This is a genomic window from Microcoleus sp. PH2017_12_PCY_D_A (assembly GCF_020738565.1).
GTDB lineage: Bacteria > Cyanobacteriota > Cyanobacteriia > Cyanobacteriales > Microcoleaceae > Microcoleus.
In genome coordinates, this window is record NZ_JAEQCI010000027.1 from 73,866 (window position 1) to 94,753 (window position 20,888).

21 protein-coding genes are annotated in these 20,888 nt (G+C 45.0%); 15 read left to right on the forward strand and 6 right to left on the reverse strand.

What is annotated here, in order from left to right:
* Positions 1–209: 209 nt before the first annotated feature.
* From JGK39_RS07865 to JGK39_RS07880, 4 genes are all read left to right on the forward strand, one after another.
* On the forward strand, positions 210–1,223 hold the full coding sequence (locus JGK39_RS07865; protein ID WP_293253161.1) for a hypothetical protein: 1,014 nt from the start codon (positions 210–212) through the stop codon (positions 1,221–1,223).
* 6 nt (positions 1,224–1,229) lie between these two features.
* Positions 1,230–2,333 (forward strand): chemotaxis response regulator protein-glutamate methylesterase, encoded by a 1,104-nt coding sequence (locus tag JGK39_RS07870; protein ID WP_293253164.1) that lies wholly within the window; start codon positions 1,230–1,232, stop codon positions 2,331–2,333.
* A gap of 144 nt (positions 2,334–2,477) precedes the next feature.
* Positions 2,478–3,602 (forward strand): glycosyl transferase, encoded by a 1,125-nt coding sequence (locus JGK39_RS07875; protein WP_293253167.1) that lies wholly within the window; start codon positions 2,478–2,480, stop codon positions 3,600–3,602.
* A gap of 315 nt (positions 3,603–3,917) precedes the next feature.
* On the forward strand, positions 3,918–4,334 hold the full coding sequence (locus tag JGK39_RS07880) for a secondary thiamine-phosphate synthase enzyme YjbQ (protein WP_293253170.1): 417 nt from the start codon (positions 3,918–3,920) through the stop codon (positions 4,332–4,334).
* Here JGK39_RS07880 and JGK39_RS07885 read toward each other — a convergent pair.
* Positions 4,321–4,836: a heme-binding protein gene (locus JGK39_RS07885; RefSeq protein WP_293253173.1), complete on the reverse strand. Its 516-nt coding sequence runs from the start codon at positions 4,834–4,836 to the stop codon at positions 4,321–4,323. The genes JGK39_RS07880 and JGK39_RS07885 overlap by 14 nt on opposite strands.
* Positions 4,837–5,260: 424 nt before the next feature.
* On the opposite strand from JGK39_RS07885, the gene JGK39_RS07890 reads away from it, so the two are divergent.
* Entirely contained in the window at positions 5,261–6,466 is a 1,206-nt protein-coding gene (locus JGK39_RS07890; protein ID WP_293253176.1) for an EAL domain-containing response regulator, read from the forward strand.
* A gap of 164 nt (positions 6,467–6,630) precedes the next feature.
* A complete protein-coding gene (locus JGK39_RS07895; protein WP_293253179.1) occupies positions 6,631–7,365 on the forward strand; it encodes a prohibitin family protein in 735 nt (244 codons plus the stop codon).
* Positions 7,366–7,674: 309 nt separating this feature from the next.
* On the opposite strand, the gene JGK39_RS07900 is transcribed toward JGK39_RS07895, so the two are convergent.
* Together JGK39_RS07900 and JGK39_RS07905 are read right to left on the reverse strand one after the other, a co-directional pair.
* Positions 7,675–8,604: a LysR family transcriptional regulator gene (locus JGK39_RS07900; RefSeq protein ID WP_293253182.1), complete on the reverse strand. Its 930-nt coding sequence runs from the start codon at positions 8,602–8,604 to the stop codon at positions 7,675–7,677.
* A 48-nt stretch (positions 8,605–8,652) separates the two neighbouring features.
* On the reverse strand, positions 8,653–8,871 hold the full coding sequence (locus tag JGK39_RS07905) for a hypothetical protein (RefSeq protein ID WP_293253185.1): 219 nt from the start codon (positions 8,869–8,871) through the stop codon (positions 8,653–8,655).
* A 126-nt stretch (positions 8,872–8,997) separates the two neighbouring features.
* Between JGK39_RS07905 and JGK39_RS07910 the strand changes: the two genes are divergently transcribed.
* The 9 genes from JGK39_RS07910 to JGK39_RS07950 all read left to right on the forward strand — a co-directional run bounded on the left by JGK39_RS07910 (position 8,998) and on the right by JGK39_RS07950 (position 16,082).
* A complete protein-coding gene (locus JGK39_RS07910; RefSeq protein ID WP_293253188.1) occupies positions 8,998–10,503 on the forward strand; it encodes an APC family permease in 1,506 nt (501 codons plus the stop codon).
* A gap of 120 nt (positions 10,504–10,623) precedes the next feature.
* Positions 10,624–11,328: a cadmium resistance transporter gene (locus JGK39_RS07915; protein WP_293253192.1), complete on the forward strand. Its 705-nt coding sequence runs from the start codon at positions 10,624–10,626 to the stop codon at positions 11,326–11,328.
* A 20-nt stretch (positions 11,329–11,348) separates the two neighbouring features.
* Positions 11,349–12,011 (forward strand): cadmium resistance transporter, encoded by a 663-nt coding sequence (locus JGK39_RS07920; protein ID WP_293253195.1) that lies wholly within the window; start codon positions 11,349–11,351, stop codon positions 12,009–12,011.
* Between the two features lie 224 nt (positions 12,012–12,235).
* Positions 12,236–12,895, forward strand: a complete 660-nt coding sequence (locus JGK39_RS07925) for a hypothetical protein (RefSeq protein WP_293253198.1) — start codon at positions 12,236–12,238, stop codon at positions 12,893–12,895.
* Positions 12,896–13,090: 195 nt separating this feature from the next.
* Positions 13,091–13,513: a DUF202 domain-containing protein gene (locus tag JGK39_RS07930; RefSeq protein WP_293253201.1), complete on the forward strand. Its 423-nt coding sequence runs from the start codon at positions 13,091–13,093 to the stop codon at positions 13,511–13,513.
* 179 nt (positions 13,514–13,692) lie between these two features.
* Positions 13,693–14,115, forward strand: coding sequence for a DUF202 domain-containing protein (locus JGK39_RS07935; RefSeq protein ID WP_293253204.1), 423 nt, complete (start codon positions 13,693–13,695; stop codon positions 14,113–14,115).
* 19 nt (positions 14,116–14,134) lie between these two features.
* The gene (locus JGK39_RS07940; protein ID WP_293253207.1) at positions 14,135–14,374 is read left to right on the forward strand and encodes a hypothetical protein; all 240 of its coding nucleotides are present in this window, start codon (positions 14,135–14,137) and stop codon (positions 14,372–14,374) included.
* A gap of 275 nt (positions 14,375–14,649) precedes the next feature.
* The gene (locus tag JGK39_RS07945) at positions 14,650–15,153 is read left to right on the forward strand and encodes a hypothetical protein (protein WP_293253210.1); all 504 of its coding nucleotides are present in this window, start codon (positions 14,650–14,652) and stop codon (positions 15,151–15,153) included.
* A 134-nt stretch (positions 15,154–15,287) separates the two neighbouring features.
* Complete coding sequence (locus JGK39_RS07950; protein ID WP_293253213.1) at positions 15,288–16,082, forward strand: sulfite exporter TauE/SafE family protein; 795 nt, start codon at positions 15,288–15,290, stop codon at positions 16,080–16,082.
* Positions 16,083–16,310: 228 nt separating this feature from the next.
* On the opposite strand, the gene cysK is transcribed toward JGK39_RS07950, so the two are convergent.
* The 3 genes from cysK to JGK39_RS07965 all read right to left on the reverse strand — a co-directional run bounded on the left by cysK (position 16,311) and on the right by JGK39_RS07965 (position 20,295).
* Entirely contained in the window at positions 16,311–17,291 is a 981-nt protein-coding gene (gene cysK / locus JGK39_RS07955; protein ID WP_293253216.1) for a cysteine synthase A, read from the reverse strand.
* A gap of 18 nt (positions 17,292–17,309) precedes the next feature.
* The gene (locus JGK39_RS07960) at positions 17,310–17,747 is read right to left on the reverse strand and encodes an Rrf2 family transcriptional regulator (RefSeq protein ID WP_293253219.1); all 438 of its coding nucleotides are present in this window, start codon (positions 17,745–17,747) and stop codon (positions 17,310–17,312) included.
* Between the two features lie 505 nt (positions 17,748–18,252).
* Positions 18,253–20,295: a SpoIIE family protein phosphatase gene (locus JGK39_RS07965; RefSeq protein WP_293253222.1), complete on the reverse strand. Its 2,043-nt coding sequence runs from the start codon at positions 20,293–20,295 to the stop codon at positions 18,253–18,255.
* Positions 20,296–20,888: the final 593 nt, after the last annotated feature.

Sequence of the window (20,888 nt, forward strand, 5' to 3'; positions counted from 1 at the left end):
TGCGCATTGCGCACCCTACATAATTAGTTTTATGCGCTACTTATAGCCGTAAGGTGCGCATTGCGCACCCTACATAATTAGTTTTATGCGCTACTTATAACCGTAAGGTGCGCATTGCGCACCCTACATAATTAAGTTTTCCCTCCAGAAAGCTGGAAATCAATTATAAATTACAATTACAATTACAATTACAATTACAATTAAGTCAAATGAAAACCTACTCAAAACCAATTTCATTAATTCTGATTGGAGGCTTTTCGGATTCAGAAAATCAGATATTGCGCGAAACCTTAAAAGCAGACGAATATGTATTTGCCGCAACTACAGATTTATACACTTGCTTAGATATTGCTGAGTGCCACCATCCCAAAGCTGTACTGCTAAATTTTGCAGCCATAGAACACAATTATTTAGCAATTATCCAATTCTTGGAACTATTGCAAATACCCACGATTATTCTCAGCGACGAGTTAGCAAAAAATATGATTCAGTATTTGTCTCTAGCAGGAATATTCGCAACTCTCAAAAAAACTAACAATGAATTAGAATTGCGGCACACCGTGGCAACTGCGGCTTATCCAAATAACGCCGATGCCATTAATTCCCACAGTCAAATGCGGAATTTCAACCTAGGCAAGCTCGAAACCGGAAAACACACCAAATTACAAGATGTTGTCAACAAAGCCATCGGCACAGCAGTTTCTCAGATGAGCGAAATGATCGACTGTGAGGTAGAATTTGAAATTCCTTCATCCCAAGCGCTGTCCCCGATATTTTTGCAAAAAAACCTAATTCAAAGCTTGGGAAAAAACCTAATAGCTGTAGCGCAGCTTGATTTTAACGGCAATTTATCCGGTTCGGCTCAGATGTTGTTTTCCTGCGAGGCTGCTGATGCTCTTGTTTTAGCTCTCAACGGCGGTGGCGATGTGGCGAGCGAGGAATTCAAGCAAGATAAGGCCGACATTATGGGGGAAATTGGCAATTTAGCTATTAGCGGTATTGTCGGCACGTTTAGCAATACCTTAAAATACAATCTTGGTTATGTAGTTCCCCACTATATAGAAGGTTCAGCAGAGGAAATATTTAGCGCTATGAATTTTAATATGCGCTCAACAATTCTACTGTTTATGTCTCATTTTAAAATTATAGATATTGGCGTAGAAGGCGATTTAATTCTGTTTTTTCAAGCTCGCTTACTGCTCGATTTGTTATTTCGAGTTTAATCCAAAATGCCCAAGATTAAGATTTTAATTGTTGATGATTCGGTAGTGGTGCGCCGATTGTTAAGTAACGTACTCGACGGCGATGCAGCACTGGAAGTTGTGGGGACTGCACCCAACGGTAAAATTGCTTTAGCCAAGATTTCTCAGGTGCATCCAGATTTGATTGTGCTGGATGTGGAAATGCCGGAAATGGACGGTTTGGAGACGCTGGCGGCAATCCGAAAAATTGACGGGAATATTCCTGTAATTATGTTTAGCGCGCTCACAGATTTGGGTGCTGTTGCTACTTTAAATGCTCTGGCGCTGGGTGCTACTGATTACGTGACTAAGCCTCACAATATGAAGAGCAAGGAAGCGGCGCTAGAACACATCCGCGAGCAATTGATTCCGAAGATTAAGGTTTTTTGCGATCGCGGCAATAGGCAAAAATTGGCTAATATTAGAGTACCGGAACAGCAGAATGTTTCTCCTGCTACAAAATCGCCAATTCAGCCAGCTTTTGTATCGTCTAATTTCGCGGTAAATATTAAGTCTAAAGTCGAACTTCTGGCGATTGGGGCTTCGACGGGTGGGCCAAATGCTTTGGAAACTGTTTTGCAGAGTTTGTCGGCTAATTTCCCTGTACCAATTGTCATTGTGCAGCATATGCCGCCGGTTTTTACGAAGCGTTTGGCCGATCGACTAACCGAAAAGTGCAAAATTAGAGTGGAGGAAGCTGTGACGGGAGCTATTGTTGAGCCTGGAGTTGCTTGGATAGCGCCCGGTGATTACCACATGGTGCTGGAAAAACAGGGCTTTGGGGCGCGAATTCGCACCCATCAAGAGGCGCGGGAAAATTCTTGTCGCCCTGCTGTTGACGTGCTGTTTCGATCGGCTGCTAAGATTTACGGTGCTGGGGTTTTGGGTGTGGTGTTGACTGGAATGGGGCAGGATGGGCTGCTGGGCTGTCAGAATATCCGGGAGGCTGGGGGTAAGATTATTGTTCAAGATGAGGCTAGCAGCGTTGTCTGGGGGATGCCGGGAAGTGTGGTTAATTCTGGTTTTGCCGATCGAGTGGTATCCTTACAAGACATGGCAGCCGAAATTATCGATCGAGTTATTAGTCATTAGTCAGCAGTCATTAGTCAGCAGTCATTAGTCATTGGTTAGTTGCTACAAATTCTCTTCGGATCGATGCCCTGTTTGGCCGATGCCCTGTTTGCCCCATGCCCCATGCCCAATTCCCAATTCCCAATTCCCCATTCCCAATTTCCAATGTCTAGACCAACATTATATATTGCCATCACCAATCATGGATTCGGCCATGCCGTCCGAGTTTCTTCCGTAGCTGCAAAAATTCAAGAATTAAATCCAGATATCTTACTAATTATTACAACAACTGCGCCTCGCTGGCTGCTAGAATGTTATATTACTGGCGATTTTATCCTCCGTCCGCGCGCTTTTGATGTCGGAGTCGTGCAGGCTGACAGTTTGCATATGGATAAAGAGGCAACTCTAGAAAAATTGCGGGAAATTCGGAAAAACCAAAATTCCATAATTGCCGGCGAAGTTAATTTTATCAAGCAAAATCGCGTGGGTTTGGTGCTGGCAGATATTCCTCCTTTAGCAACGCGAATGGCAGCAGCGGCTGGGGTTCCTTGCTGGATGATGAGCAATTTTGGGTGGGATTTTATCTATCGAGATTGGGGCGGAGAGTTTGACGAAATGGCGGATTGGATTGGTGAATGTTTCGGAAAGTGCGATCGACTTTTTCGTCTCCCTTTACACGAACCGATGCCAGCTTTCCCAAATATTCAAGATGTCGGTTTGACTGGCGGCAATCCCCGCTACAGCAATGATAAGATTCGGGAAGTATTTGGAATTGAATCACCGACGGAAAAAACTGTATTGCTGACTTTTGGCGGACTGGGTTTAGAGGCAATTCCTTATCACAATTTACAGCAATTTAGCGATTGGCAATTTATCACTTTTGATGCGGGTGCTCCCGATTTGCCGAATTTGATTAGAGTCAAACATCCGCAGTTTGCACAATCTTTCCCAATTTTACCGCGCCCGGTCGATATGATGCCTGTCTGCGGGCGCTTGGTTTCTAAACCGGGATACAGCACTTTTTCGGAAGCTTTGCGTTTGGAAATACCTGTTGTTTCTATTATGAGAGATGGTTTTGCGGAAGCTGCTGTGTTGTTGGAATGGCTGAAAAATTATGCGGAACATCAAGTTGTGACGGCGGCGGAGTTTTTTGAGGGGGATTGGGGGTTTTTGCACAAGCCCCTGCACCCGCCCCGTTTGTCGGATAAGTTGGATAAGCGCGGTACGGAGGATCTCGCCCAAGCTGTTGTAGACTATTTTAAAGATGGCGATCGGGATGACGGTGATTAGGAAGACGGCGATTGAAATCGCGCCTACACAAACAATGTCGGCCTCCGCCGACTCAAGAGTTTTGCAAACAGCGATTGAAGATTTTTGCAAACAATTTCATCCAAAATCTAAAATCTAAAATCTAAAATCGAGTGACGGCGATTGAAATCGCGCCTACACAAACAATGTCGGCCTCCGCCGACTCAAGAGTTTGCAAACAGTCTCATTGAATGTTTAAAATATTAGATGGTTTGTAGTGAGGACTTCAGTCCTCTCTTTTTTGAGGACTGAAGTCCTCACTACGAACCTTATAATGGTTATTTTACCGGATATGATATGCTTCATCACCAGGAAATACTCAAAATTAAAACTACAGGCAAGTCGCTGTACAATATCAGTCTTAAGATAGAAGATGCGGTAGCAAATTCAGGTATTAAAACGGGACTTTGTAGCTTGTTTTTGCGCCACACTTCTGCTAGCTTGGTGATTCAAGAAAATGCTGACCCGGATGTACTCACGGATTTGGCTAATTTTTTAGCTAAACTGGTACCGGAGGGCGCCAATTACATTCACGATGCGGAAGGCCCCGACGATATGCCCGCCCACATTCGCACTGCGCTGACTCATACTTCCGAACAAATCCCGATCGCACGCGGTAGATTATTGTTAGGAACTTGGCAGGGAATTTACCTGTGGGAACACCGCCAGCGGGGCCACATTCGGGAATTGGTTGTTCACGTCAGCGGCATTTGACCGGAATTTGTACTTCGCTGATTTTAGTCGCTTCCGGTGTCATCGGAGAATTGTAAAAAAAGCGGCGCGGCGGCCCGACTATTTCGTATTCGGGATGTTGTTGAAGCCAATCTTTGAGTTGGGAGAGGTTATTTTCGTAGCTTTCCCAAGTGTAGGCGCCGCCCACGCCGATACTGACAACTGTCATCGGTGAAGTATCAGTAATTTCCACAGCAGGGTTAACGCTGGTGGGGGCGATATTTGGTGCGGGATACAGGAATGAAACTTCTGCAACAGGCACTCCATTGATTTGCTCGGAAGTTGCTGTGTAGCGCGCTTCTACTGGGGTTGTCATCGCAATTTGGTTGTTGCTGATGTGTTGAAATAAAGGATTGAAAGCGATTCCTGTCGCTTGTCGCAAATCGCCCGCGTGGGTGTAGGTGACAGCCCGGTACTGAGGATATTGCTTAATTTCTATGACGCCAATCTGTGCGGGTTCAGGAAATCCACTTGGTAATACCATTTTTGATGTTTGATTTGAGATTTTACACTAAAGAATGAGGAAAGACTTATTCTGCAAGGGTTTGAAACTTGCTGGCAGTTGCATTGTTTTTGGCAAATGTTATAAATAGGTTGAGATTGTTTGCAGACGATCGCTCTAGTGGCACAATCAGTTTAGCAGTTATTCAGGGTGCTGCTAACTGTCGATCGCCTAGAATTAAGTTTAGAGATTTATTAACTAACCTCGTAATAATACGGACGGCGCTAAGTAAGCAGAGAAACATTAATCAAGTGGTCCTTGAAAAATTAGCGTTTTTCTGGGGTGTCTGCTATTTGTGTCGGAAAATATTCCGCTGTGAAGTCGATCGATCTGTGGGTTCTCAGCTATTCTCACGCCGATCGGGTTCCACAGCAGAGTCAATTATATCGCTTTCAGGGAATGACATATGAACAAGATTCTAGTGATTGAGGACGATCGAGTAATTCGCGAGAATATTCTCAAACTCCTCAAAGCTGAAGGTTACGACGTGACAGGTGCAGAAAATGGAGCGATGGGCTTAAATGCGGCGGTGTCAAATCTTCCCGACGTGATTCTTTGCGACGTGATGATGCCGCAACTTGACGGGTACGGGGTGCTGGAGGCATTGCGATCGCATCCTGTTACTGCTACAGTACCTTTTGTGTTTCTGACCGGTAAAGCCGATCGATCCGAAGTGCGGCAAGGCATGGAATTGGGTGCAGATGATTACCTGACGAAGCCTTTTACTAAAGCTGAACTTGTGGGCGCCGTATCGAGCCGCTTGAAAAAACAAGCAGCTTTGGCCAAACAGCAGGATAATTTGCGATCGCAAAGCAACGAATTGCTGCAAGAAGCCGCAGATAAATTAGAGCAGATAAAAACAAATCTGTGCGGCGCCCTGGATCGACAAGAATTCCAAGTTTACTATCAGCCGCAGATCGATGTTCAGACGGGTCAAATTATGAGCGCCGAAGCCTTAGTGCGCTGGCTGCATCCAGAAAAAGGGCTGATTTCGCCCGCCGAATTTATTCCAGATGCTGAAGCAACTGGTTTCATCGTACAATTAGGCGAATGGGTTTTGCAAACAGCTTGCAGGCAAATGCAAGTTTGGCAAAATGCTGGTTTTTCCTTGGAGCAAATAGCGGTGAATCTGTCCCCGCGCCAATTTTACCAACCGGATCTCAGCAGCAGAGTTGCCGAAATTTTAGCAGAAATTGGTTTAGCACCGAGCAGTTTGGAATTAGAACTCACCGAAAGTATGATGGTGAAGGATGCCGAAAGTGCGATCGCTACTTTGCAACAATTGAAAGATTTAGGAATTTCTATCTCTATTGACGATTTCGGCACAGGCTATTCTTCCTTAAGCTATCTCACACAATACCCCTTCGATGTTTTAAAAATCGATCGCTGTTTTATCACCAATATCACCGACGGTTGCGCCAATGCAGCAATTGTAAAAGCGATTATTGAAATGGCGCACAGTCTCTGTCTTGAGGTAATTGCCGAAGGAGTTGAGACAGAAGCAGAAAGAGATTTTCTCTGGCGCTACGAGTGCGATGCCATGCAAGGATATTTGTTCAGCCCTCCCGTGCCCGCAGTGGATTTTGAGGAGTTGCTGGTGTCGGGCAAATAGAAAATTGGTGAATTCAATATTTGTTCTCTAATTAAGTGCGATCGGGGTGGAATATGGTTTTAGAATCCAGCAGTAACGTTGACTCGCTCAAATCAAGCATAAAAAAAAATAAGGATATTTACATAGCTGTTAAACTAACTCTAGCGATACTGTTCTTAGCTATTATGTCCAATTTTTTTGTCACCGTCAACGCTGGAGAAAGGGGCGTGATGATGCAGTTTGGTAAAGTGCAAGAACAGGTACTTCCCGAAGGAATTCACGTAATATTCCCCATAGTTTATACCGTACAAAAGTTGAGCGTGCGAGTGCAGAAACAGGAAATTTCCGCTGAAGCTTCATCAAAAGATTTGCAAGATGTGTTCGCAGATGTAGCGCTAAACTGGCACATTATCCCAGAAGAAGCAAATGCTATTTTTCAACAAATAGGTGACGAAGAAGCCGCGATCGAACGCATTATCGATCCGGCAGTTGAAGAAGTCTTAAAAGCAGTCATAGCGAAATACACGGCTGAAGAAATTATTACTAAACGGGGAGAAGTTAAAGCCGGAGTTGATGATTCTTTGACCTTGAGGCTGCTTGCATATCACATTGCCGTTGACGATATTTCTTTAGTCCACGTTCACTTTTCCGAGCGGTTTAGCGATGCGGTGGAGGCGAAACAAATTGCCGAACAGGAAGCAAAAAGAGGGGAGTTTTTAGCGCTGAAGGCTGCAAAAGAGGCGGAGGCTAAGGTGAATTTAGCTAAAGGAGAAGCCGAAGTACAAAGATTGCTGCGGGACAATTTGACGCCCGAACTGTTGGAAAGGCAAGCTATAGAAAAATGGAACGGGAAATTGCCGCTGATTGTTGGTGATGGCAGTAAAAATTTATTGGACTTGAGGAAATTAGTTGAGAGATAATTATAATCCAATACACTTGGATTAACACTGTTTATCTCCCGCAGATCCCCCTAAATCCCCCTTAGGTCGGGGGACTTTAAGAACTCTCTTGTTCCCCCCTTTTTAAGGGGGGTTAGGGGGGATCGGGCCGTATTGGTTGCAGGTTGTATGAATGCTTCCAAATAGCTACCAATTATCAATTACAGCAGTTTTCAAGTTTATGAAGTACACCCCTCCAAACCCGGGGCGGGCACGGGGGCACCGCCCCTACAGAAACCGGCTTTCTCTCTACCTCGCTTACCTGAAAACTGCTGTATCAATTACCAATTATCAATTACCATCAACTTCAATTAATATCTGTTCAAATGCTTTAGTAATTCCCGTTTGAAAACGCTGTCGGTGCTTCAGTTTCAAAACAGGTTTAATTATTTCAAAAGATACATGGGAACTTGGTTTGCTATCTATAAATTTAATCGATCGCAGTGTAGATAGCTGCAATTCTTTGTTTACCATCAATTCAGGAATAGCCGCTGCACCCGTGCCGTTTTCCACCACTGCTTTGACCATTTCGCTGCTGGTCAAAACTAAAGTTACATTCAATTCATGGGGATTAATGCCCCAACTTTGCAAAGCTTGTTCCAACATTTGCTGAACTCCAGAACCGGGTTCTCGCATCACCCAATCTGTTTGTGCAATTTCGGTTAAATTAATTTCTTGACGCTCAAACCAAGGGTGAGATTTGCCAACTACAATCAGCAAGCGCTCGGTACCGACAACTTCTTCCTCCAGAGCGTTCTTCAGCGAAGCTTTAATGTCTCCAGTCACCAAGCCCAAATCAAATATTCCAGTCGCCATGCCCGCACAGATTTCTTCGGCATTTGCCAGAGTACAATTCACGCAAATACCGGGATATTTTTGTTTAAATTTGCTAATTTTGTGCGGCAACCAATAATTGCCGATTGTCAGACTGCAACCCAAGTTTAAATCGCCCCGCTGCAAGTCGTTCAACTCCCGCAAACCTCTCTCTGTCAAAGCAACATGATCGATAATTTTCTGTGTTTCGACTTGCAGCAACTTTCCGGCTTCAGTGATTTCGATGCGGCGCCCGATGCGGTGAAACAGTTTTACTCCGTATTGCTCCTCTAAGCTTTGAATTGCCGCACTGACAGCGGGTTGTGTGATGTAAAGTTCCTCTGCCGCGCGGCTGAAGTGCAGGTGTTCCGCGACAGCTAGAAAAACTCGCAGTTGGTCAAGTGTCATTCCGGCCATTGTGAGTACCCCATACCAAATACAGGTTTTTTTAAGACTTTAACCTATTGCGGCTAAGCCTTGGCCTGTACTTTTTTGCTCTTCCATTGTACAAGTTGGAAATCCGCAAAAAGGACGGTTGCTAACAGTTATTTCGACTTTTCCTAGAGCGTCAAGGCTTTCAGCTTGCTGCGCCCGATCGCCTTTGTACGGCCAAGGGTGATGGAAGTTAGGCTCCACTGCATCACTTGTATTTATTAATTCAATAAAAAACAACATTTGATTTAACTGTTGAGGTGAATTAGAGTTATACTCAAGCGTCTGAACACAGGGCCCGACGCTGAAGCAGAACCCACTTTTTCAAATCGATCGCCAAAAGTCGATCGACAAAAATAGAGAAGATAAATGAGCGAGAAAACGAAAAAAAATCATAGTGCACACGGCTTAAAGCCGGACTGCCTCTCCTTCGGAGAAGTTTTAGCTCAATCCTTTGCCGTCATTGCACCTACAACTATACCAGCATCAAATATAGGTTTAATCGTCGCCCTTTCGGGTAACGGGACTTGGCTGAGTTTTCTCATCGGCTTAATCGGTTTAATATTTGTCAGTATCAACATCAACCAATTTGCTAGCAGATCGGCTTCTCCCGGTTCTCTTTACTCTTACATTGTTAAAGGACTTGGCCCGACTGCCGGCGTGATTTGCGGCTGGAGTTTGGTACTGGCTTATCTATTTACGGCGATGGCAGTTTTGTGCGGTTTTGCCAATTTTAGCGGTACTTTAATCGGTCATTTGGGCATCCATCCGTCACAGATTACGCTGTTAGCGATTGGGGCCGGCGTTGCTTGGTATGCAGGTTACAAAGACATCCAGCTTTCAGCTATGGCGATGCTGTGGCTGGAGGGAGCATCTGTGGTGGCGATCGCACTTTTAGGAATCATCATCTGGGCGCACAAAGGTTTTGCCCTGGATATGTCGCAATTGACTTTGGAAGGCGTAACTCCGGGCAGCATAGCGACGGGACTTGTATTAGTCATGTTTGGTTTCTCTGGTTTTGAAAGTGCTACCTCTCTGGGCGACGAAGCGAAAAAACCCTTAAAAAATATCCCCAGAGCAGTCATGGGCAGTGCTGTCATGGCAGGCTTATTCTTCATTTTGATGACCTATATTGAGGTTTTGGGTTTTAGCGGCAGCGGACAGTCAATTACTAATACTGAAGATCCTCTAACTTTTCTGGCGCAACAGGTGGGATTTGGTTGGCTGGGTGAGTTAGTTGCGATCGGCGCTTTATTGAGCTTCTTTGCTTGCGTTCTCGGCAGCATCAATCCAGCGGCTAGAGTATTCTTTATGATGGCGCGCCACGGTTTATTTCACTCTTCATTAGGTGCGGCGCATTCGTCTAACAGAACTCCCCACGTTGCGGTTTCGATGTGTACGTTTCTGACGTTTCTGGTTCCCGCTGCGATGGCTTTGTTTCACATCAAACTGTACGACTGCATGGGTTATTTGGGAGCGATTTGCAGCTACGGATTTTTAACAGTGTACGTTTTGATTTCGATCGCAGCTCCGGTTTACCTGCACAAAATTGGTAAATTGCGCGTGCGGGATGCGGTGTGTTCGCTGGTGGCGATCGCATTTATGATGATTCCGATTGCGGGCAGTGTCGGCATTCCCGGCAGCACTATGTTCCCACCTCCCGAAGCTCCTTACGATGCGTTTCCTTACTTGTTCTTGATGTACTTGGTTGCGACTTGCGGGTGGTTTGTTTTGCAGCGGCTGCGCTCTCCCGAACTTGTTGGTTCGATGGAGCAGGGTATTGAGGCAATTCACGCTAAGTTCGACGACGAAAATGCAATTTACGGCGGTGTTCGGTTGAAGGCAGTATCCATTGATAATAACGGCTTTGATTAGTTGCAAGGTTGGTGTTTATAGGTGTTAATTAAACCGCCCCTGTTCGTAGTGCGGACTTAAGTCCGCTCCGATGCAAGCGGACTTAAGTCCGCACTACAAACCATTTAAGGAGACACAGAAATGAACGAATTAGTGACAGCAATTTCCACTGGGATTACGGCTTTTACGGCTACTAACCTTGACGATATTCTGATTTTGCTGCTGTTTTTCTCGCAGGTGAATGCAGTATTTCGGCGCCGGCACATTGTTGCGGGTCAGTATCTGGGCTTTACTGCACTGGTTTTTGTTAGCCTTCCCGGCTTTTTTGGCCGCTTGATCTTTCCGCCAGATTGGATCGGAATGCTGGGTTTGCTGCCAATTGCGATCGGGCTGAGTCGCTGGCTGAATCCAGACACTGACGGTGAAGAAGCGGAGGCAGAATTAGGACAATCCGAGAGTTCTTTTTTAAGCAATTTTCTGTCTCCTCAAACTTACAGCGTAGCAGCAGTAACGGTGGCAAATGGTGGCGACAATATCGGGATCTACGTGCCGCTGTTTGCTAGCAATACTTTAGAAAGTCTGGCGGTGATTCTCGGCGTATTCTTCTCGCTGGTGGGCGTTTGGTGCTATGCAGCCTATCGATTAATTCAGATGAGGGCGATCGCAGATTCTCTGACTCGCTACGGCGATCGGCTTGTGCCTTTTGTTTTGATCGGATTGGGAATGGCGATTCTGGTTAAAAGCGGCACTCTGGCAAGTCCAACTTTAAGTATAATATCTTTAGTTGGTTGCGGTTTCTGTTTGATAACTCTGAGCAGAAGTAACGCCAGCGAACCAGAAGTTTAGGAAAGTTGAAGGAACAGCACATGAGTTGGATTGCAGCAGCGATTATTGCCGGAATTACATCTTTTGTCGCCACCAATATTGACGATCTAGTGATTTCGATGCTGTTCTTCGCTCAGGTAAATTCTACTTTCCGCCCCCGGCATATCTTTATCGGTAAGTATCTCGGATTTGCCGCCCTCATCGCAGCTAGTTTGCCCGGTTTTTTTGGCGGTTTAATTGTGCCGAAAGCTTGGATTGGCTTGCTGGGTTTGGTTCCGATCGCGATCGGCATCAGTCACTTAGTCAAAAGAGAAAATGAGGAAAAAGACGTACAAGCGGTATCGGGCGAATTTAACCGTCAATCTAACTCATCTGCGGTGTCAAAACTCGCAAATTTTTTTAATCCCCAAACTTTGAATGTCGCTGCGGTAACAGTGGCCAACGGGGGAGACAACATCGGCATTTATTTGCCGCTGTTTGCTAGCAGCGATTTGCCGAGCTTGGTGGTGATTTTGGCGGTTTTCTTTTTGATGGTAGGTGCTTGGTGCTATGTCGCTTACTGGTTGACTAGCCAAAAGGCGATCGCTCAGATTTTAACTCGCTATACAAAGGCTGTTGTCCCTTTTGTCTTGATTGGCTTGGGAATATTCATTTTGATAGACAGCGGTACTTATCGGCTGCTGCCACTATTTCAATCTAAATAATTGGTTAAATTTTCTGCGTTACCTACCTCTCAAGATAGATAAAGATTAAAAAAATATAGTGCCAATAAATCTAACTTGGGATATTGTATATTTTACTTAATTAGCTTGACAATTAAATCTAAGATGATAACATAAAATCAAAATAACCTGTGTGTTTTTTGAGCAGAAAGTTACCCGAAAATTAAATTTCTAATAGCCGAAGCGTCTACCAAAGGAGAAAATTTGTGAAATTCTGGAAAATTGTTTTAGTGGTCTTAGTCATTGCAGTCAATTTTGTTTTTGCGCCCGCATCTTGGGCTGGGTCAGACAAGCCTAAATACACGAGCAATCCCGACTATATCGAAGTGACTCAAAGTCTCAACACTCTGTTAGCTGCCAAAAACTCGACGGAACAAAGTGAGAATTACACCCCGGAGGAACTTCAAAATAAAATCGCTCAGTTGGAGTTTCAAAAGTATACCTTAGAAACAGGAAAAAGCTGGGGTCAGTGCCGCAATGACACGGGAAAAACCCTGGCTATTTACGGCACGAAACGCAAAGAATCTCCTGGTTCTTACGAGAATGCTCTTTATTTTCTAGGAGCAGGTGAAACCACAGAGCATAAATGGGATTGCGATGGAGTTTATCTGCCGAGCGATGTCACAGCAACAGATTTAAGTGCGATCGACAAAGTTGCACAAGCTTTAACTGGCGGTGTAGCTGTTAAGATAGTTGACGGCACTCAATTAGTGGCGACAGCTAATCCCGAAACGGCGGCTGTTGAATTCAACGTTCCTACTGCTAAAGTTTTCAAGCCTGGGGAAGTTAATTGGTTTATTCCCGACGTGTCGCAGGCGTACATAGATACGCAAGTTCCCAACGCACCGACTGAGGAAAACGATTAGTTTTGGTGAAGCCGCGCCGGGATTAGGGCGTGTTTTCAAGGGGACATTCCGACTCTTTCTCCCCCCTTTTTAAGGGGGGCTGGGGGGGATCTCCGAAGCAATAAACACAGCCTAATCCCCCGAAGGCTCATCGTTAAAGCCAAAAAAAGCTCTCTTTCCATTAAAAGTCGATCGCTAAAATTAAGATTTTTCTCTATGCTGTTAGGATTTAAATCAACCAAAGCAGATACGCCAAAAGCCAAGCGGCAAAATCCGTCTAGGGTACGCGATCATTTGGCAAACGAGCGTACTTATTTAGCATGGATGCGAACAGCGATCGCCCTGATGGGTTTTGGCGTAGTCATCGTCCGCCTCCGCGCCTTCCACCCGCCTCTGCTGCCCACTCCCGGCAATGGCTGGAAGTTGGGTTTGCTGTTTTCGGCGGTGGGTTTGCTGACGGTGTTAATTTCCACTAAGCACTATTTTGCTGTCCGTCACGATATCGATTACGATACTTACGAACCTACAGATAGGTGGGTACTGCTTTTTAGTTTGGCGATCGCACTTCTGGGAGCTGGAGTAATTTATTTTATTTTCACAGTTCCCGGCAGCCAAACTACTTTAATGAGTCCGGAATAATCCGAGTTTTGACTAAAAATATATCAAAGAGTGCGATCGCTCTGACATCACGCACCATTTTCAACAATCCTGTAGGGGCCCTTTCGCCAACAGACTATCGCGCTGCAAACAGGTTAAATAAACCCGCCCCCACCCCACGAAAAATCCCCAATTGACGCTCCGTGCAAGATATCAGATCGATGCAATTATCGTTCAAACCGATGCAAGTAGATGATGAGAAACCAAAACAGCAAAATCTGTCGCTGGCGATCGATCGATCGGCAAATGAGCGCACCTTCTTAGCATGGATGCGGGCCGCGATCGCCCTCATGGGTTTTGGCGTCGTCATCATCCGACTTCGCGTCGTGCAAATCCCCGTACAGCACCGTCACGGCACGGGTTGGAAGTTAGGTTTAGTCTTCTCTCTGGTGGGTTTAGCAACAGTGTTAATCTCAACTGGAAAATACTTTATTGTTCGCCGCCAAATTGACGATCGCACCTACGAACCGTCAGATGGGTTGATATTCCTCTTCAGTTCGGCTGTCGGCTTATTGGGGATTGGAGTAATTTATTTTATCTTTGCAGCCGCCGTGAGCCCAAGTAGTTTTGTAATACCCGATTGATTTTCAACAGGAGTTAACCATGAACAGCGATACAGTTGCCACGATCGCTTCCATTCTCATCTTAGGTGCTGCTGTCTGGGCAGCAGCATTAGTAGTGCTGGAGACTGTCGCGAAAATAGTCCCTAAATTGCTAGGCGTGACAGTCGCGATCGGGCTTTTGCTCGTTTACCTGCAATTTTACTGGGGCATCGATACCGCATATCTTTGGCAAACTGTCAAGCATTTGCCTGAAGCTTTCAATTTCTCGATCGGCGCCTAAACTGACACCCGCCAGCATTCTCAACAACCTCTCCCTCGTCGATATTTTTAGTACCGGAAAGAAAGTAGATTTAGCCGATCGCCCATAAATCAATACGCTTGGGATAAGGCTGTTTATTCCCCGGAGAGCCCCCTCGCATCCCCCCTGAATGCGGGGGGATCGGCTTTAACTGAACTGTATTGACCCGCAAAATACGGCAACTCTATCGAGTTACTAGACATTACTCAGTTTTGCTGTTAAACTACGGTAAGCCGAGCGAGTTATGAGTTATTAACGTGGAAAACGCTAAAAAAGTCAGTGAAAAGTACCAGCTTGCAGGACAACTCACCCAACAGTTGCCACAAGCTAAGGGCTTTAACGAAGTCTGGTTTAAAAAGATCAGAGGCGGGTTACTTCTGGCAATTGGATATTTGCTGTCACCGCTGTGTTGGTGGAACGACCTATTTTTCAATCTGCCAATTGCCTATGGCTTTGGGTATATCTGCAGTGGGCTTTCCCCAGAATTACTGTTTCCGGGCACAATTGTCGGCTACTGGCTTTCCAATATTGCTGGAATTCTCTTGATGCAATTCGGGGCTGTAGATGTTTTTGCAGACAAACCGAAAGAAAAAAACCTCAAAAAAGAGTTATTGACGGGTTTAGCTTCCTCAACCGCCTTCACTGTTGTCGTTGTGGCATTGATTTATTTTAAGATTCTCGATACTCCAGATATATTTTCCGGCGAGTCTGTTAACCTCAGCTCTCTTTTATCTATGATGCCCCGATCGCCTCACTTATAAGTATCGCTTGGGGTAAAACTGCTATTTTATTGAGTGCTACCCCGCTTCGCCCTGTTGCGAGTCAATCATTCGATACGTAAGTTCTATTATTAGTTGGATAGGTGCGCTATAAAACACAGTTGATCGGCAAAATTATGAACTATTTCTTACTATCATTTCTGAGCTTTTTTGTGGGCATTGTCGTGGGTTTAACAGGAGTAGGAGGAGCCTCGCTCATCACGCCAATGTTGATTTTTGTCTTTCAAGTTCCCGCATCAATTGCTATTAGTTCTGATGTCGTATCTGCCACATTAATGAAAGTTGTTGGCGGCTTCAAACACTGGCAGCAAAAAACCCTCGACTTGCAAGTAGTTAAGTGGCTGGCTTTGGGTAGCGTGCCCGGTTCCCTGGGTGGCGTGTGGATTTTGCACTGCATCAAATGCAGCGGCAATCAGGAATTAGATTGCATATTGCTCCGCTGTCTGGGAATTGCGATCGCACTAATTGTCGCTTTATCGCTGAGCCAATTACTGCTCAAAATATTTCTCCCGAATTTAAAATTGCCTTCGCCCCCTGAATGGGACTTAAATACTAATTCCGGTCGCATTTTCACAGTGAGCGCTGGAGCAATTTTGGGCTGCATAGTGGGAATCACTAGCGTGTCTTCCGGTGCGATGTTTGCACTTTTGCTGATTGCTTTTTTCCGCCTGGATGCTTCTAAATTGGTGGGTACAGATATTTCGCAGGCGGCAATTTTGTTGATGTTTACCTCTGTCGGACACCTCAGCCTCGGAACAGTCAATTGGAGTTTAGTTTTGCCAATTTGGTTGGGTTCTGTACCGGGAGTTTTGGTAGGGGCTAAATTCTGCAAAATTATGCCTCAACGCCCGCTAAAGTTTGTTATTTACGGAATGTTGGCGATGGCGAGTTGGAAGTTGTATCAAGTTTGAAAAAGGGGGGGCAAAACCGTGGGGGGCGTGTCAACAACCGCGTTAAACCCGCCCCTCCGGCAGGGGTTTAAACCCCTGCCTCAAAGCTGAAGTCCTCTGAAGAGGACTATTAACTCATTAGTCCTCTTTAGAGGACTTTCGCTTTGAGCCGGGGAATTAATTCCCCGGCGGTCTTTCGGGTTAAGCTAATACCAATGCCGCAGTAGGGTCGATCGCCCCTACAACGGATTAATAATTGCTGACTAATGCTTCGAGTTCGCTGACAGTGGGCAATTCTAAGTCTTTGAACAAAACTGTACTGAGGTAGCGTTCGCCAAAAGAAGGCTGCACAAAAACTATCAATTTACCAGCATTTTCGGGGCGCTTGCCAACTTGAATTGCAGCGAACAATGCTGCACCGGCAGAAATTCCTGACAGCAATCCTTCTTCTCTGGCTAGGCGGCGGCTGTAAGCGATCGCATCTTCGTCGCTAACTGCAATTACCTCATCAATCAACTCAACTCGCAGCACTTCCGGGATGAATCCCGCACCAATCCCTTGGATTTTGTGAGCACCAGACTTGCCTCCAGAAAGCACGGGGCTGTTAGTCGGTTCAACTGCGATCGCCCTAAAACTCGGTTTCCGCTGTTTAATTACCTCAGCAACTCCCGTAATTGTGCCGCCAGTGCCCACTCCCGCTACTAAAAAATCTACTTTACCGTCAGTATCAGCCCAGATTTCCTCCGCTGTGGTTTCCCGATGAATTCTGGGATTCGCGGGGTTGCTAAACTGTTGCAGCATGAAAGCATCGGGGGTTTCTTCGACAATTTCTTCCGCACGGGCGATCGCGCTTAACATCCCTTCATGTCCCGGCGTCAATTCCAACTGAGCACCGTAAGCTTTCAGCATCGATCGGCGTTCCAAGCTCATCGTATCCGGCATAGCTAAAATCAAACGGTAGCCCTTCGCCGCCGCAATCATAGCCAAAGCAATTCCAGTATTTCCCGAAGTCGGTTCAACTAAAATAGTTTTCCCAGGTTGAATTAACCCCGCATCTTCTGCCGCCTGAATCATGCTCGCCCCAATGCGATCTTTCACCGAAGCCGCCGGATTCATCCCTTCCAATTTCGCTACAATTGTAGCAACCACTCCCTCAGCTTGAGGAATTTTATTGAGCTGAACTAAAGGAGTTCTGCCAATTATTTGTGTAACATCTCTAGCAATTTTCATGGTTTAATTTCTCTCCAGTTAAATGTAGTACATGGGATTTGCTTGCTTCCGAACATCCCGCTGTTCGCACAAATCTTGTAATGTGTATTTTTCCAAAACGCCCCAAGATGCCTGTTGAGCTTCCTGCCAGATTTCTAGCACCGCAGTTTTTTCTATTGTTGCAGATTCCGAAACTTTTTGGGTCTGGTCGCTGCCGGATCCTTCGAGAGTCGAAAACACCTCTAGCAAAGTAATCTGCCAAGGCTCTTTCGCCAGCAAATAACCGCCTTTAGCGCCGCGCAGACTCTGGACGATACCCGCACGCCTCAGCACGGCAAGAATTTGGTCTAGATAGCGTTCCGGTATCTCTTGAAAAGCAGTAATTTCGTTCACTGTTAGGGGCGATTCTTTTGGGTGGCGGCTCGCCAGTTCCAACAGCGCTAACAAGGCATATTCTACTCTAGAAGATAGTTCCACATTCCCCACTTGCGATCGAGTTTAAATTGTACGCTATATTATAGTACACTATTCCGGTAGATATATAGGTGTTATTATCTTTTTATGACAAAAACGGTTGGATAAATCCCGTGAACAACGTAAATGTAAGCAATTTAAGCTGTCGGCACTGTCGGTATTACGAGCAGCAGGGACGCGCCCTACCATTTTTCTCGCTTGTCTCGTTCCGAGGCAGAGCCTGAGAATGAATTTCAGGAGGCTCTACCTCCTGTTTGGAGCCACAAGACAGCATTACCAGGCACGAGCCTGGTAACAATGCGGTAGCAGTGTTTTGTAGAAGCTACCCGATAGTATTTTGAGTAATACAAATTTTGTATGAGGTTGCATAGAATAGCTCTTAAGCGCGATCGCCTTCTGGCTATGTTTTCAGCTTGCTGATATTCTATGCAGCTTCAAATTAAATTGGTATTACGGATTCAGTAAAGTCACAGACATCAATCTTCAATTAGTCCAGAAAACGCTTTTATTACTTTTGTTTTAAAATCAATAAAGTAATATCATCATCAATTTCCCCATCGCCAATATGATTTCGCAGGCTTTCAATTACTCTGCAACAAATTGTCTCTGCTGAATTGTGTAGATTTTGCTTGACGACATCACCCAATCTCTCTAAACCATAGAGTTCTTTAGTTAAATTCCTTGCTTCTGTAACCCCATCCGTATAGAGCACAACTACATCTCCCGATCTCAGGTTAACTTGAGTTTGACTGATAAAATCATCAATATTTGCTTCTAGTCCAATGGGGAATCCTAAATCGATCGTGTCAATACGTTCTATTTCCCCAGTCGATCGTACTAGGATCAGCTCTTCATGTTGTCCGCTTAACTTCAGGATACCTTCTTGATAATCTAAAATAGCTAGAGTGAGATTCTTAGGAGAATTCATCCTTTGGACATTATCAAAAATAGTTGTATTAATAGTGCTGAGAAACTTAATGGGATTGGTTTCGCCGTGATTTAAGAGGGTACGAACAGCCGTTTGCACCATAATCATCAAGATGCCACTCTCTAATCCATGTCCTGTCACATCGCCAATCCCAATTTTTAGACAACCTTGGTGAGCCAGCACATCATAGTAATCACCACCCACTTCAGTGGCAGGTTCCATGAAAGCGGCAATGTCTAGTAGATTATTCTGCTTCAATTCCGATTCCTTGGGTAAAATCGTTTGTTGAAGCTGACGGGTAACTTTCAATTCTGCTCCCATACGCAAATTTTCTTCGGTCAGGAGTTGATTGAGTGCGAAAATTTCTTGATTGGCAGTTTGCAATTCACTGGTGCGCTCTGCCACTCGCTGTTCTAATTGTTTATTGACTGTTTCTAGTGCTGTAAAATAAGCCTGCAATCGTTCGACCATGCGATGGAAAGCTAGAGACAACAATTCAATTTCATCATGCTTGGCAAAATAATCTATTGGTTTTAGTAAATCATCTGAATCTCGATCGCCACTGCCAGTAATTTTTTCACATTCTTTCACCAGAGGATCGAGTCGGGCATTTAGATGGCGTACAAACAGAGCGATTACCAAAGCTAGAATAATGCCTGCTCCCAAAGCATTGGTAAGGGTAATTGTCAGCAATGGAACTAAAACTAGGGACTTAGGCACGATCGCGAGGCTAAACCAGTTAGCTCCCTGAATGCGTTGATAGGCAATGTAAGCATCATCAGTTAGGATAATGCCTTCCTCTGTTCCTTGAATTTGCGTCCATAATTTCGCTAAAACTGGCACTGTTTGATAGCTGTCTCGTCTAATCGCTTTTTCAGGTTCTGGCGGATAAGCCAGCAGTTTTCCCGATGGGCTGAGGAGAACAAAATAGCCGCCTTCTTTGGTTACTTTTCCCTGAGACCAAGTGCTCAAAGCATCGGTATCTACATCCGCTCCAGCAACGCCAATAACCTTACCTTTTTCATCGATAATGGGCTGCATGTAGCTAACGATGGTAAATCCAAACCATTGATACGGTTCAGTCCAGAGGGGTTGCCTTGTAGCTACAGGTAGTTTGTAGTAATCTTGTTGGGGGTAGTTATCTTCTTTAAATAGGTCTGCTTGGTAAATATTCTTATAGGGTGGGGGCAAGAGTCTGCCTAGAGTTACGGGTTTATTCTCATTGATGTAAAAGTAGGGGTAGTACCACTGGCGTTGGGGAATCAGTCCGTAGGGAGTTTGCCCGAGTCCAAGACCTATACTGGAATCGGGTCGGTTGGTGAAGAATTCAAGGGCAAGATTTTCATAATCCTTGGTCGTAAAAGTACCTAGTTTACGGAGGTTTTGAACAGCCAACACAAAGCCACCTATATAGGCAGATGATTGTTCCAGTTGATTCTGGGTTTCTCTTACTCTGATTGCTAATTTTACTTGGATTTGCTCCAGAGCGCGGTCTTCAGAAACTTTGTAGAACAGGAATGCCATACCACCCAAGCTCAACAGGGCTGTGCTTAAAACATAAATGAATAGTTTTGAGCCTATGGAGTTAATTCTTATACTAGGAAATGTTTTGTTTTTAGACATTGTTTTTAGACATAAGAACTAATTTTTTTGAGGGCATAACTTATAATTGGGTCGCAAATGCGGTAGAATACACGATCTTACCTAACTAAGATTACCGCAGGTCACTCATGTATGTCAACCTCCTTCTTACTCCCCCTCAGAATCTTCTTTTCTCGATCGAGTTCGGCGCACTATGCGACTCAAACACAAGAGCCGTCGCACTGAAAAAAGTTACATATATTACAGACTAAACTATATTTAACAAGCGAGGACTCAACGCTGAACAAATTGGCGATCGCATCGGACACCTAACCCTTAATGAAACCCAAAATCATGCTCGAATCAATGTAATTTTGCGCCCGATTTTAGTCATGTTAATTTCGGTTTTTAATAGTTCTTCTAGTTCCGGTGCATTGTCTCTTGTATCCCACATTCCGCACCTCAACTGTCACAATCGGTTTTTACTTAGTTTTATTGGGCAATTCAGCTATAAATTATACTTGTATACCGCATATTAACGGATGAAAAAAATTTGAAAGGCATAACTTAGCACTTAAAAAATAGATTCTTCTGAGTAATTATACTTGTGTGACACCTAGGGTGCGGAATGTGGG